The organism is Nocardiopsis sp. iso_40, from assembly GCF_056173285.1.
This window is the reverse complement of sequence record NZ_CM149666.1, coordinates 4,918,665-4,932,103: the sequence shown is the minus strand read 5'-3', so window position 1 is coordinate 4,932,103 and position 13,439 is coordinate 4,918,665. Positions and strand designations below refer to the sequence as shown.

The following is a 13,439-nucleotide window of genomic DNA, read 5'->3' as shown; positions in this document are numbered from 1 at the left end:
ACGCGGTACCGAATGCCCCCGGCGCGGGGAGCCAACCCTGAAACCGTACGGAAAGCGCAGCTCGGAGCGGGTGAACCCGGGCGCGTGACGGCTGAAGGGGTGCCCGTACAGTGGAGGGGTTGTGCCACCCTCCGGGCGGCACGACCGGTGCCGAACGAGCGAAATCCGGTCCCGCGGCCACATCCGGCCGCCCAACCCGGTGCTGTCCCGCAACTGTGAGGCCCCGCCTGAGCGCGGGGACGAGCCAGGTCGCCTCTTCGGCCCCGACGAACCCGTCCTCGTGGGAAGGACCGGCCGTCCCCGACCGGGCCGTGCTCCCTTCCCGGCTCACCGAAGGAGCACCGTGCGGATCGCTCGCCAACTGCCCGTCGCACTCCTGGGCGCCACCCTCGCCCTCACGGCCTGCGGCACCACCGACACCGAACCCGACGCCACGGAGGAGACCGGGGCCGCCTCCGCCGACTGCGGGGCCCCCGAGCCGGCCGCCGACCGGGAGCCCGTCGGAGACGGAACCTTCCCCGTCACCGTGGCCGGCGTGCTCGGCGAGGTAACCCTCGAAGAGGCGCCCGAACGCATCGTCTCCCTCTCACCGAGCAACACCGAGACGCTCTTCGCCATCGGGGCGGGCGACCGGGTCGAGGCGGCCGACGAGTACTCGAACTACCCTGACGAGGCCCCCACCACGGACCTCAGCGGCTTCACCCCCAGCGTCGAGGCGATCAGCGAGTACGACCCCGACCTCGTCATCCTCGCCGACAGCGCCGTCGACACCGCGGAGCAGCTCGACGCCGTCGACATCCCCACCCTGGTCCTGGGCGGCGCCGCCGACATGGAGGACGTCTACTCCCAGATCCGCCTGCTGGGCGAGGCCACGGGCCACACGGAGGAGGCCGACGCCGAGGCCGACCGGGTGGAGAGCGAGTTCACCGAGATCGTCGACGCCGCCTGCGCCGAACTCGCGGGCACCGGGCTGACCTTCTACCAGGAACTCGACGACACCCTCTACTCCGCGACCTCCAACACCTTCGTCGGTCAGGTCTACGACGCCTTCGGCCTGGTGAACATCGCCGACCAGGCCGCCGACGACGAGAGCGGCGACTACCCGCAACTGTCCGCGGAGTTCGTGGTCGAGGAGAACCCCGACCTGATCTTCCTCTCCTACGGGGACGAGGCCGCGGCCGAGGCCGTCGCCGAGCGCCCGGCCTTCGACACCGTCTCCGCGGTCGAGACCGGGTCGGTCCACGTGCTCGACGGCGACATCGCCTCCCGCTGGGGGCCGCGCGTGGTCGACTTCGCCCGGGCCGTCGGAGACGCGGTCACCGAGACCGCCAACCGGTAGTACCGGTACGAGGAGCAACGGGGGGAACAGGGCGTGAAGGGCTTCGGGGTCCCGTGGGGCTGGCTCCTGGGCGCCGCGGCGGCGCTGTTCGCGGCCGGGCTCCTCGGCATCTCCGCGGGCGCCGCCTCGATCTCCGCGGCGGACACCCTCCGCCACATGCTCAGCCTCCTGCCGTTCGGTACCGAGTCACCGCTCACCGAACGGCAGGAGGCGCTCCTGATGGAGCTACGCCTGCCCCGGGTGGTGATGGGCGCCGTGGCCGGCGCGCTCCTGGCCACGGCGGGCGGCGCCTACCAGGGCGTCTTCCGCAACCCGCTCGCCGACCCCTTCCTCCTCGGCGCCGCGTCCGGGGCCGGGCTGGGCGCCACCATGGTCATGGTCTTCGGGCAGGAACTGACCGCCGACCCGCGCGCCCTGGTCCCCGTGGCGGCCTTCTTCGGCGCCCTGGCCGGGGTGACGGCCGCCTACGCCCTCGGCTCCACCGCCGGGGGAGGCGGCACCGCCGCCCTGGTGCTGGCGGGGGTGGCCGTCTCCTCGTTCCTCTCCGCCGCCCAGACCCTCGTCCAGCAGATGGGCGTGGACCAGCTCCAGCGCATCTACGCATGGCTCCTGGGCGGGCTCGGCCGGGGCGGATGGGACGACGTCCGCCTCGTCGCGCCGTACGCGGTCGTCGGACTCCTCGTCCTGCTGCTCTGCGGCTACCTGCTGGACATGCTCGCCCTGGGCGACGACAAGGCGGTCAGCCTCGGCCTGAACCCCGCCGTCGTGCGGATGGTCGTCATCGCCGCCGCCTCCCTGGCCACCGCGGCCGCCGTCTCGGTGAGCGGCCTGATCGGCTTCGTCGGCATCGTCGTCCCGCACATCGTGCGCCGCCTCGTGGGTTCCAACTACCGGGCGATCCTGCCCGTCACCGTGCTGGCGGGCGGCGCCTTCCTGGTGGCGGTGGACATCGTGGCGCGCACCATCGTCGCCCCCGCCGAACTGCCCATCGGGGTGGTCACCGCGTTCCTCGGCGCACCCTTCTTCGTCCTCATCCTGCGGACCACCCGCCACCGCGGTACCTGACGGCACGCCACCCCGCGTGATGCGAAGGCGTCGAACACTCTGGGAGACTGGTTCACGCTATGGACATCACCTTGCTCGTAAGCATCATCGTCGTCGTCGCCCTCCTGGCGGTTGGCGGGTTCTTCCTGGTCAGGACCCGACGATCGGTCACGCCGGGTAAGGAGGAGACCAAGCCCGAGGTCACCGGGGAGCCCAAGGAGGCCGCCCCGGAGGAGGACCGGGAACGGGACGGGGGGACGGTCAGCACACCCCCCGCCCACGCCCCTCCCGCGGAGGAGGCCGCGGTCCCGGCCCCCGCCGAACCAGCCGCACCCGAGATCGAGACCCCGCCCCCGTCGGCCGGGCGCATGGTCCGCCTGCGCGCCCGCCTGGCCCGCTCCCAGAGCTCCTTCGGGCAGGGCCTGCTCACCCTCCTCTCCGCCAAGACCCTCGACGAGGACACCTGGGAGGAGATCGAGGACACCCTGATCACCGCCGACATCGGTGTCACCTCGGCCACCCAGATCGTCGAGAACCTGCGCACCCGGGTCAAGGTGCTCGGCACCCGCGACACCGAGGAGGTGCGGGGCCTGTTGCGCGAGGAACTCCTCAACCAGATCGGTGCCGACACCGACCGCGCGGTGCGCACCGAACCGCACAGCGGCCGCCCGGCCGTGATCATGGTCGTGGGCGTCAACGGCACCGGCAAGACCACCACCACCGGCAAGCTCGCACGTGCCCTGGTCGGTGACGGCCGCAGCGTCGTCCTGGGCGCCGCGGACACCTTCCGCGCCGCGGCCACCGAGCAGCTGCAGACCTGGGGCGGACGGGTGGGCGCCCCGGTCGTGCGCAAGGACGAGGGCGCCGACCCCGCCAGTGTGGCCTTCGACGCCGTCGCGCGGGGGATCGAGGACGGTGCGGACACCGTCATCATCGACACCGCCGGGCGCCTGCACACCAAGACCGGCCTCATGGACGAGCTGGGCAAGGTCAAGCGCGTGGTGGAGAAGAAGTCCCAGGTCGACGAGGTCCTCCTCGTCCTGGACGCCACCACCGGCCAGAACGGCCTGCGCCAGGCGCGCGTGTTCGCCGAGGTCGTCAACGTCACCGGCATCGCCCTGACCAAGCTCGACGGGACCGCCAAGGGCGGCATCATCGTCCAGGTCCAGCGCGAGCTGGGCGTGCCCGTCAAACTCGTGGGGCTCGGCGAGGGCCCCGACGATCTCGCGCCCTTCGACCCCGAGGTCTTCGTGGACGCCATCCTCGGCTGAACCGCCAGCCCTCCGGCCGGACACCCGCACCCGGGTGTCCGGCCTTTTCGCGTCCACCACGCCCCGGAAGAGGGTTCACCGGGGCGCAACCCCCGGGAAACACCGGGGCCGGGAACCTGACCGCGCCGACACCGCCGACGTGAGAAGTCACCGAGCGTCGTCGCATGCTTCCCCTCGGTCCCTGTGGTGTGCGTCTCCTGTGCCCGTGCACGTGCATTGGCGCGGCCTGCGCGTTCGGTTCACGCCGCCTTAACACTTCTGTCTGTCCTTTTACGCCCGCGCAACACGTCGGGTCCGGCAGAGAAACACCCCGGACGGACAGTGGACGCCGTGGCCAGCGCACCGGGCCCGATGATGCGCTCGCTGACTGCCGCCCTTCAAGACAATCCCCCGTCCGTCCTATGGAGGCGACGAAATGATCGACACAGGCAACACCGCGTGGCTGCTGATGAGCGCCGCGCTGGTGATGCTCATGACCCCGGGCCTGGCTTTCTTCTACGGAGGCATGTCGCGGGCGAAGAGCGTCCTGAACATGATGCTCATGAGCTTCGGAAGTATCGCGATCGTCAGCGTGCTGTGGGTGCTCGTCGGGCACTCGCTCTCCTACGCGCCCGGTTACGGCGCCCTCGACATGTTCGTCGGCGGATTCGACTACGTGGGGCTGACCAGCCTCCTCGGTGAGATCGAGCCCGCCGAGGGCGGCGAGGGCGGTTACCCGCTCCTCGTCGACGCCGGCTTCCAGCTGATGTTCGCCGTCATCACCGTGGCCCTGATCAGCGGTGCCATCGCCGACCGCGCCAAGTTCGGCGCCTGGCTGCTGTTCGCCCCGGTCTGGGCCCTGATCGTCTACTTCCCGGTCGCCCACTGGGTCTGGGGCGGCGGCTGGGTCGCCACCATGCACGAGTGGACCGGCCTGCCCGAGGTCATCGACTTCGCCGGCGGCACCGCGGTCCACATCAACGCCGGCGCCGCTGCCCTGGCCCTGGTCCTGGTCCTCGGCCGCCGCAAGGGCTTCGGCTCCGAGTCGATGCGCCCGCACAACCTGCCGTTCGTGCTGCTGGGTACCGCGCTCCTGTGGTTCGGCTGGTTCGGCTTCAACGCCGGATCCGCCTACGCCGCCAACGAGCAGGCCGCCCTGGCCCTGGTCAACACCCAGGTCGCCACCGCCGCCGCGACCGCCGCCTGGATGCTCGTCGAGCGCATCCGCTACGGCAAGATCAGCGCCCTGGGCTTCGCCTCCGGTGCCATCGCCGGCCTGGTCGCCATCACCCCCGCGGCCGCCAGCGTCACCCCGGTCGGCGCCATCGTCGTCGGCCTCCTGTCCGGTGCCGTCTGCGCCTACGCGATCAGCTGGAAGTTCAAGTTCAAGTACGACGACGCCCTCGACGTGGTGGGCATCCACATGGTCGGCGGCATCGTCGGCTGCCTCGCCATCGGCTTCATCGCCTCCTCCGCGGTGCCCGGCGGCGGCGACACCGGCCTGTTCACCGGCGGCGGCATCGGCCTCCTGGCCGCCCAGGCCATCTCGGTCATCGGTGTGATGATCTACTCCTTCGTCGTCACCTGGGTCATCGCCAAGGTCATCGACCTCGTCATCGGCTTCCGGATCGCCGAGGAGGTCGAGACCAACGGCCTCGACCACGAGCTGCACGCGGAGTCGGCCTACGCCTTCGACGAGCTCGACGAGCTGGAGGAGGAAGCGGTCTCCTCGTCGACGCCTCCGGGCGGGGAGACGGCCTCACCGCAGGTCAAGTCCTGACCCTCAATGTCGAGGCCGCGGGCCTTGAACCGATGACGCGGTGAGGCGGCTCAGGGGCCGACGGGGATTTCCCCGTCGGCCCCGTCCGTGTTCGCCCTGCGTGCGGCCGACGGATTCCACTCATATGTACGTATTCATGGAGTGGTGTTGGCAATGAGCCGCGCCCTTGTTCGATACCCTTTCGAGGCGGTGCGGCGGCCGACCCGGTTCCGGGGGAACGGCGCAGGGCGCCGGGGCGGTCCGAGCAGTGCTCCATCGGACGCAACCGGCGGATCGGCACCCGCATCCCACACCGCGGAGAGGCAGGGCGGTGCCAACGCCCGGGCCCTCCCGACGGCTTACTTCACGCGCATTCGGATCAGCACCCCACAGGTCGGGGTCAGGAGGCAAGATGGCGCCGGTTACTCGCAACAGGGGCCCCAGGGCGTACTCGGTGGACACCGGCTCCGGGAGCCGACGGCTCGCCCTCGCCGCGGTGTCCACCATCGCCGTGCTGGGACTGGCCGGATGCGGCCTCGGCGGCTCAGACGAGGAGCCGGAGCCCACCGAGGAGGCCGCGGAGCCGGTCGAGGCGGCGCCCCTGCTCGAGGAGGCCCTGACCGACCTGGCCGCCTACCCCGCGCTCACCGCGGAGGGGCAGGTCGCCTCGACCGTCGGCGGAAGCATCCAGGAGACCGCCCTGACCGTCGCCGACGGCGGCGCGTCCAGCGGGACCGTCCGCGCCAACGGGATCGAGGCCGAGCTGGTCGCCGCGGACGACAGGCTCTTCCTGCGCGCGGACGAGGAGTTCTGGCTGGACAAGGGGGTCTTCGGGCCGGACAGCGACCAGTTCGGCGGCACCTGGGTGCGCTCGTCCGCCGAACAGGCGGGCATCAACCCGCAGAACACGCTCGCTCCGCCGGCGCTCTCGACGATCCTGGAGGGGATCGGCCTGGAGGACGAGGAGGCGGTCGAGGAGAACCTCGACGACACCCGTGCCTACCGGATCGACCTCGACGGCGAACGCAACCAGTTGTGGGTCGACGCCGAGACCAACCAGATCCTGCGCATCGAGATCGAGGAGCTGGTCCCCGAGGGCGGGGAGACCGGTCCCCAGGTCCGCCTGGACCTGGCCCGGGCCGACGAGACCGCGGCCGAGGAGCTGTACACCGGTCTGACCACCACCGTCGAGGAGGAGCTCACGTCCTCCCGCGACGCGCGCATCGAGGTCAGCTGGGACGGCCAGCCCGCGATGGAGTGCGAGGAGGGGCCGCACTGCACCTGGTCCGGCACCGTACGCGACGCCGGGGCCTCGGGCAGCGGCACGGTCCTGGTCCGGATGGACGTCACCTTCAGCCAGGAGGAGATCGGCGACCAGGAGTGCTCCGACAACGGGGCCCTGGAGGCGGGCGGCACCCTCGACCTGGCCTGTGACGCCAACTACGACATCACCACCCCCGAACCGCGGACCTACGACGACATCCAGGGCGAGGCACGGCTGTCCACCAGCGGGCTGAGCTCCGAGCAGCAGCAGGAGATGCTCACCGCCCTCGCCGAACAGCGCGAGGCCACCCTCTCGGGCTCGGACGGGGAGACCGGCGGCGCCGAAGGCGAAGACGCCGAGGAGACCGGCGGCGAGGGCACCGAGGAGGCCGAGGAGACCGGCGGAGAGTAGCGGTACCCGTCCCGGGGGAGCACCGGCTCCTGCGGGTGGGGGCTGGCAGGTAGGCTAGGAAGTCAATTCCGACGACGAAGGACTGGCCAAACTCGTGTTCGAGACGCTTTCCGACCGGCTGACATCGGTCTTCTCCTCGCTGCGCGGCAAGGGGCGGCTGTCCGAGGAGGACATCAACGCGACCGCGCGGGAGATCCGTCTCGCGCTGCTTGAGGCGGACGTCGCGCTGCCGGTGGTCCGCGAGTTCATCTCGCGGATCAAGGAGCGCGCCCGCGGCGAAGAGGTCTCCAAGGCCCTCAACCCCGCCCAGCAGGTCATCAAGATCGTCAACGAGGAACTGGTCGAGATCCTCGGTGGCGAGACCCGGCAGGTCCGGTTCGCGAAGAACCCGCCTACCGTGATCATGCTCGCGGGTCTGCAGGGCGCGGGTAAGACGACCCTCGCGGGCAAGCTCGCCAAGTGGCTCTCCGACGACCGCAACACCCCGCTGCTGGTCGCGGCCGACCTCCAGCGCCCCAACGCCGTCACACAGCTCCAGGTGGTCGGTGAGCGCGCGGGTACCCCCGTCTTCGCCCCCCAGCCGGGCAACGGCGTGGGCGACCCCGTCAGCGTCGCTCGGGAGTCCATCGAGCACGCGCGGCGCAACAACCACAACGTCGTCATCATCGACACCGCGGGCCGCCTCGGTGTGGACACCGAGATGATGCAGCAGGCCGCGGACATCCGCGACGCGGTCAGCCCCGACGAGATCCTCTTCGTCGTCGACGCCATGATCGGTCAGGACGCGGTCAACACCGCCCAGGCCTTCCTGGACGGTGTCGGCTACGACGCGGTCGCGCTCACCAAGCTCGACGGTGACGCCCGCGGCGGTGCGGCCCTGTCGATCCGGCACCTCACCGGTCGCCCGATCATGTTCGCCTCCACGGGTGAGAAGCTCGAGGACTTCGACCTCTTCCACCCGGACCGGATGGCCTCGCGCATCCTGGACATGGGTGACGTCCTCACCCTCATCGAACAGGCCCAGCGCACGTTCGACGAGGCCGAGGTCGAGAAGATGGCCTCGACCATGGCCTCGGACGACGACTTCACGCTGGACGACTTCCTCCAGCAGATGGCGATGGTCCGCAAGCTCGGCCCGATCGGCAACCTGCTCGGCATGATGCCCGGCATGGGCCAGATGCGGGACCAGATCGAGGGCATCGACGACAAGGACCTGGACCGCATCCAGGCCATCATCCAGTCGATGACGCCGGGTGAGCGGGCCAACCCGAAGATGATCAACGGCTCCCGTCGCCTGCGGATCGCCAACGGTTCCGGTACCCAGGTCAGCGACGTCAACGGCCTGGTGACCCGCTTCTTCGAGGCGCAGAAGATGATGCGCAAGATGAAGAGCGGTGGCGGTATGCCGGGGATGCCCGGTATGCCGGGCATGGGCGGCGGCAACAAGAAGAAGGCCAAGGCCCAGGCCAAGAAGGGCAAGAAGGGCAAGCAGCGCAGCGGCAACCCGTTGAAGGCCCGCCAGCAGGAGGCCGAACGGGAGGCCGAACGCAAGCGGCGCCAGGAGGAGGGCGGCCAGGAGATGCCCCAGCTCCCCCCTGGCCTCGGCGGCGGCCAGCCCAGCCTTCCGCCCGGTCTGGGCGGGCCCAACATGCCCGACCTGTCGAACTTCAAGCTGCCCAAGAAGTAGTGAGACCCGCCACGGCCCGTCCGGAACCCTCCGGCCGGGCCGCGGGTGTTTCTCCGCCGAAGTCGCACGCGTGGCGGTGTCCTGTCCGAGGAACACGTCCGCGTCTGGCACAATGAGTAGTCGACTAACGGTGGCCGGGCCGGCCCTCTAACTAGCCCGCCACCCACGTCCTGCCTCGACGGGTTCCACAACCCCACGTGGGCCGCCTGTCAGGCGCCTAACACCGTTATTCGGGAGAAGACCACTCCAGTGGCTGTCAAACTGAAGCTCAAGCGTATGGGCAAGATCCGTACGCCCCAGTACCGTGTCATCGTCGCCGACGCCCGCAACAAGCGTGACGGCAAGGCGATCGAGGAGATCGGCAAGTACCACCCCAAGGAGCACCCGAGCCTCATCGAGGTCGACTCCGAGCGGGCCCAGTACTGGCTGTCCGTCGGCGCCCAGCCGTCCGACGCGGTGAAGGTCCTCCTGCGCAAGACCGGTGACTGGCAGAAGTTCAAGGGCCTGGCCGCCCCGGCTCCGCTCCAGGTCGCCGAGCCCAAGGACCCCGAGGCCAAGGAAGCCGCCTTCCAGGCCGCGCTGAAGGAGCTCGTGCTCCCCGGCCAGGAGAAGAAGGCCAAGAAGGCCGAGAAGGCCGAGAAGAAGTCGGACAAGGCGGAGAAGGCGGCCGACAAGCCCGCCGAGAACGCCGAGGCTGAGAAGAAGTCCGAGGGCGAGGCCTAATCGTGCTGGAAGAGGCGCTTGAGCACCTCGTGAAGGGGATCGTTGCGAACTCCGAGGACGTCCAGGTGAGAGCCAAACGGCTCCGCAAGGGCAAGGTTCTGGAGGTCCGGGTCCACCCAGACGATCTTGGCAAGGTCATCGGCCGCAACGGTCGGACCGCCAAGGCACTGCGGACCGTCGTCGGCTCTCTCGCCGGCGGCCGTTACGTCCGTGTGGACCTGTTGGACCTGAACGAAGTGCGCTGACGCGCCTCTTGGGGCGCCGACCGCTGACGGTCGGCGCCCCGAACTCGTGCCCGGGGACCGTGTGAACGGACCCGGGCACGACGTTCCCCGCGGGCCGTTCCCGAACGGGGGACACCGGGGAACACCGACAACGATCGAAGGAAAGCACTCATGCGACTCGTGGTGGGCCGGATCGGCCGCGCGCACGGTATCCGCGGCGACGTCGCCGTCGACGTGCGCACAGACGACCCCGACGCCCGGTTCACCGTCGGCGCCGTACTCCAGACGGACCCCGCCTCGGCCGGTCCGCTGACGATCGCCTCGACCCGGCGGCACAGCGGCAGGCTGCTCGTCCGCTTCGAGGGGATGGCGGACCGGGACGCCGCGGAGGCGCTGCGCGGCACCGCCCTGCTGGTGGACTCCGCCGACATCGCTCCCCTGGACGACCCCGACGAGTTCCACGACCACGAACTGGTCGGCCTGACCGCCGTCACCACCGGGGGCGAGACGGTGGGCACCGTCGACGACGTCCTGCACCACGCCCAGGACGTGCTCGTCATCACCGCCGAGGCCGGACACGAGGTCCTGGTGCCGTTCGTCGCCGCCCTGGTCCCCGAGGTCGACGTGGCAGCCGGCCGGATCGTGCTCGACCCGCCGCCCGGCCTGCTCGACCTGCAGAACACCGACTGAACGAGTACGCAGTGCGCATCGACATCATCAGCATCTTCCCCGACTACTTCGCCCCCCTGGAACTGTCGCTGATCGGAAAGGCGCGCGAGGCGGGCCTACTCGACGTGCACGTCCACGACCTGCGTGGATGGACCCACGACCGGCACAACACCGTTGACGACACCCCTTACGGCGGCGGCCCCGGCATGGTGATGAAGCCCGAGCCGTGGGGAGAGGCCCTCGACGAGGTCGTGGCGGACCGGCCCGCCCGGCTGATCCTGCCGACCCCGAGCGGACGCCCCTTCACCCAGGCCGACGCCGAACGCCTGGCGGGGGAGGAGAACCTGGTGTTCGGGTGCGGGCGCTACGAGGGCATCGACTCCCGCGTCGCCGTCGAGGCCGCCGGACGCATGCCGGTCGAGGAGGTCAGCATCGGTGACTACGTCCTCAACGGGGGTGAGTCGGCGACGCTGGTCATGGTGGAGGCGATCACCCGGCTGCTGCCCGGAGTGCTCGGGAACCGGGAGTCGCACGTCCAGGACTCCTTCGCCTCCGGTGGGATGGAACACCTGGTGGAGGGGCCGGTGTACACCAAACCCGGCACCTGGCGGGGCCAGGAGGTCCCGCCGGTGCTGCTCTCCGGGAACCACGGCGCCGTCGACCGCTGGCGCCGGGACCAGGCGCTGCGAAAGACCGCCCGCAACCGCCCCGACCTCATCGGTTCCATGCCCGCCGACAGCCTGGACGGCCGGGACCGCGAGGTCCTCGCCGAGGAGGCGGTCCGAGGCGTCGGGGCCCGGTCGGATCGTGCCGCTGGAGACCAGCCGGTTCAGGGCGGCGGGGATCATGTGGCAAACTAGGTGAGTTCCCCCCTGGTGACCCCAAGGCATCCGCATGCCGGCGGCACGACGTCGGCCTCTGTGTCGGTCACCGGGCGGTTCGACTGGTCAGACCCAAGTACAGGGCCTCGCCCGTGAACCCCCTCCCCGGAACAGCCTGGGAGCAGGACGCGGCGCGCTATTGATGAGGATTCGCGAGATGCACACCGCCATTCAGGAGCTGGAAAAGGCTCAGCTTCGCACCGACGTTCCGGAGTTCCGTCCGGGTGACACGCTCAACGTTCACGTCCGCGTGACCGAGGGCACCCGTACCCGTGTCCAGGTCTTCAAGGGCGTTGTCATCCGCCGCCAGGGCGCGGGCAACCGCGAGACCTTCACCATTCGCAAGGTGAGCTACGGCGTGGGCGTGGAGCGCACCTTCCCCATCCACACCCCGGCCGTCGAGAAGTACGAGGTCGCCGCCCGCGGTCGCGTGCGTCGCGCCAAGCTGTACTACCTGCGCGACCTGCGCGGCAAGGCCGCCCGCATCCGCGAGCGTCGCGAGCCCAAGAAGTAGGTCTTGCCTGATCGGTCCGGAACCACACCGCCCCGCCGGGCGGCAGGATAGGCTTTCGGCCGATGAGCAAAGACGAGAGGGACCTCGGCGCGGACGGGGTCCAGCACGAGGATTCCGCCCGGCCCGGCCCGGAGGAGCACAGCTCCGCCACTGGCTCCCAGACGCATGAGCGCCTGGGAGCCAGTGGTGTTTCCGAAGCCGTTGGCCAGGAGCCGGAGGAAAGGGCGGACGCTGGCATGGGCGAGTCCAAGAGCAGTGCGAAGCAGGGGTCGTTCTGGAAGGAACTGCCCATCCTGATCGTGATCGCCCTCGTGTTGGCGTTCGTGATCAGAACCTGGGTGATGCAGGCGTTCTACATCCCCTCGTCGTCGATGGAGGAGACCCTCCTCGTCGGTGACCGCGTCCTGGTGAACAAGGTGGTCTACCAGGTCCGTGACATCGAGCGCGGCGAGGTCATCGTCTTCAACGGTGACGGGTCGTGGGACGACCCGACCATCGTGCAGCCCCCCGAGTCGCCCAACCCGATCAGTCGCGGTTTCACCTGGGTGCAGCAGCAGTTGGGCGCGGCCCCCACCGGCAAGGAGTACATCAAGCGGGTCATCGGTCTGCCGGGCGACACCGTGGAGTGCTGCGACGAGCAGAACCGGGTCATGGTCAACGGGGTGCCCCTGGAGGAGGACGCCTACCTGTACCCGGGGAGCGTCGAAAGCCACACCGAGTTCGGCCCCATCGAGGTGCCGGAGGGGTACCTGTGGCTGATGGGCGACCACCGCGCCATCTCCTACGACTCCCGGCTGAACCAGAACAACCCCGGCGGCGGGGCCGTGCCGATCGACCACGTCGTGGGGCGCGCCTTCGTCATCATCTGGCCGTTCGACCAGGCCGGGGCGTTGAGCATCCCGCCGTCCTTCGATGAGCTGAACGAGGCCGACCAATGACGCACTGTCACAGGTGACGATGGTGCCCGTGGTGCGGGTGACTGATTCGTCGAAGGAAATTCGCTCGATGAGGCACAAAAGCCCGTTCCGTGACGCATCATGGATCTCGGATCGTATTGGCGTTCTCCGAACGCGTGGCACACGGTCGCGGCGGGAACAAGCCGGGTTGCGGCGGTGTCCACGTGAGGGGAACCGGCAGACCACGCCCGGAGAGTGCTGACGAAAGCGAGCGCGCACATGAGTTCTGAGGACCTGGAGAAGTACGAGGCCGAGATGGAGCTCCAGCTCTATCGCGAGTACCGCGACGTCGTCGGCCTGTTCGGCTACGTGGTGGAGACCGAGCGCCGTTTCTACCTCACCAACCACGTGGACCTGCAACCCCGGACCACCGACAACGGGGAGATGTACTTCGAGGTCGTGATGGAGGACGCCTGGGTCTGGGACATGTACCGTCCCGCCCGGTTCGTGCGCAACGTGCGCGTGGTGACGTTCAAGGACGTGAACGTCGAGGAGATCACCAAGTCCGACCTCGAACTGCCCCCGACCGACTAGGGCGGTGTTTGCTGTGTTTGCCTTGGGCCTCCCTGTGTTTGCTTGGGTCCTCCGCTTCGCTTCGGACCGTGTTCGGGCGCCTCAGGGGAGCGTTCTTCATCCTCGTCCGCGCCTTGCTCGTTCCTCGCTGGCGGCTTGACTCGTCTTGCACTGTGTTTGCTGAAACCCAGACTCCCGCGCCCGA

General features: G+C 69.7%; 13 protein-coding genes. All 13 read left to right on the top strand.

Annotation, left to right across the window (positions count from 1 at the left end; all coding sequences use genetic code 11):
• Positions 1–343 precede the first annotated feature (343 nt).
• The 13 genes from AC0VYD_RS21370 (at position 344) to AC0VYD_RS21310 (ending at position 13,255) form a co-directional block, all read left to right on the top strand.
• The gene (locus AC0VYD_RS21370; protein ID WP_475477205.1) at positions 344–1,339 is read left to right on the top strand and encodes an ABC transporter substrate-binding protein; all 996 of its coding nucleotides are present in this window, start codon (positions 344–346) and stop codon (positions 1,337–1,339) included.
• A gap of 33 nt (positions 1,340–1,372) precedes the next feature.
• Positions 1,373–2,404, top strand: coding sequence for a FecCD family ABC transporter permease (locus AC0VYD_RS21365; RefSeq protein WP_475477204.1), 1,032 nt, complete (start codon positions 1,373–1,375; stop codon positions 2,402–2,404).
• Positions 2,405–2,463: 59 nt separating this feature from the next.
• Complete coding sequence (ftsY, locus tag AC0VYD_RS21360; protein WP_475477203.1) at positions 2,464–3,654, top strand: signal recognition particle-docking protein FtsY; 1,191 nt, start codon at positions 2,464–2,466, stop codon at positions 3,652–3,654.
• A gap of 415 nt (positions 3,655–4,069) precedes the next feature.
• Positions 4,070–5,413 carry an ammonium transporter gene (locus tag AC0VYD_RS21355; RefSeq protein WP_475477202.1) on the top strand — a complete coding sequence of 448 codons (1,344 nt, stop codon included), beginning with the start codon at positions 4,070–4,072 and terminating at the stop codon, positions 5,411–5,413.
• Positions 5,414–5,804: 391 nt separating this feature from the next.
• Positions 5,805–7,067: a hypothetical protein gene (locus AC0VYD_RS21350; RefSeq protein WP_475477201.1), complete on the top strand. Its 1,263-nt coding sequence runs from the start codon at positions 5,805–5,807 to the stop codon at positions 7,065–7,067.
• A gap of 94 nt (positions 7,068–7,161) precedes the next feature.
• A complete protein-coding gene (gene ffh / locus AC0VYD_RS21345; RefSeq protein WP_475477200.1) occupies positions 7,162–8,754 on the top strand; it encodes a signal recognition particle protein in 1,593 nt (530 codons plus the stop codon).
• Positions 8,755–9,003: 249 nt separating this feature from the next.
• The gene (gene rpsP, locus AC0VYD_RS21340) at positions 9,004–9,477 is read left to right on the top strand and encodes a 30S ribosomal protein S16 (protein WP_475477199.1); all 474 of its coding nucleotides are present in this window, start codon (positions 9,004–9,006) and stop codon (positions 9,475–9,477) included.
• 2 nt (positions 9,478–9,479) lie between these two features.
• Positions 9,480–9,722 carry an RNA-binding protein gene (locus AC0VYD_RS21335; RefSeq protein ID WP_191274314.1) on the top strand — a complete coding sequence of 81 codons (243 nt, stop codon included), beginning with the start codon at positions 9,480–9,482 and terminating at the stop codon, positions 9,720–9,722.
• A 150-nt stretch (positions 9,723–9,872) separates the two neighbouring features.
• Entirely contained in the window at positions 9,873–10,391 is a 519-nt protein-coding gene (gene rimM / locus AC0VYD_RS21330) for a ribosome maturation factor RimM (protein WP_475477198.1), read from the top strand.
• 11 nt (positions 10,392–10,402) lie between these two features.
• Positions 10,403–11,230, top strand: a complete 828-nt coding sequence (trmD, locus tag AC0VYD_RS21325; RefSeq protein ID WP_475477197.1) for a tRNA (guanosine(37)-N1)-methyltransferase TrmD — start codon at positions 10,403–10,405, stop codon at positions 11,228–11,230.
• 178 nt (positions 11,231–11,408) lie between these two features.
• Positions 11,409–11,765, top strand: coding sequence for a 50S ribosomal protein L19 (gene rplS / locus AC0VYD_RS21320; RefSeq protein WP_191274319.1), 357 nt, complete (start codon positions 11,409–11,411; stop codon positions 11,763–11,765).
• 62 nt (positions 11,766–11,827) lie between these two features.
• Complete coding sequence (gene lepB / locus AC0VYD_RS21315; RefSeq protein ID WP_475477196.1) at positions 11,828–12,703, top strand: signal peptidase I; 876 nt, start codon at positions 11,828–11,830, stop codon at positions 12,701–12,703.
• A gap of 237 nt (positions 12,704–12,940) precedes the next feature.
• Positions 12,941–13,255, top strand: coding sequence for a DUF2469 domain-containing protein (locus AC0VYD_RS21310; RefSeq protein ID WP_475477195.1), 315 nt, complete (start codon positions 12,941–12,943; stop codon positions 13,253–13,255).
• The last annotated feature ends 184 nt before the right edge of the window (positions 13,256–13,439 follow it).

What these genes read in the sequence shown, in the direction of transcription:
- rplS (WP_191274319.1), top strand. Translation starts at nt 11,409, where the DNA reads ATGCACACCGCCATTCAGGAGCTGGAAAAGGCTCAGCTTCGCACCGAC.
- AC0VYD_RS21350 (WP_475477201.1), top strand. Translation starts at nt 5,805, where the DNA reads ATGGCGCCGGTTACTCGCAACAGGGGCCCCAGGGCGTACTCGGTGGAC.
- lepB (WP_475477196.1), top strand. Translation starts at nt 11,828, where the DNA reads ATGAGCAAAGACGAGAGGGACCTCGGCGCGGACGGGGTCCAGCACGAG.
- AC0VYD_RS21310 (WP_475477195.1), top strand. Translation starts at nt 12,941, where the DNA reads ATGAGTTCTGAGGACCTGGAGAAGTACGAGGCCGAGATGGAGCTCCAG.
- AC0VYD_RS21355 (WP_475477202.1), top strand. Translation starts at nt 4,070, where the DNA reads ATGATCGACACAGGCAACACCGCGTGGCTGCTGATGAGCGCCGCGCTG.
- ftsY (WP_475477203.1), top strand. Translation starts at nt 2,464, where the DNA reads ATGGACATCACCTTGCTCGTAAGCATCATCGTCGTCGTCGCCCTCCTG.
- rimM (WP_475477198.1), top strand. Translation starts at nt 9,873, where the DNA reads ATGCGACTCGTGGTGGGCCGGATCGGCCGCGCGCACGGTATCCGCGGC.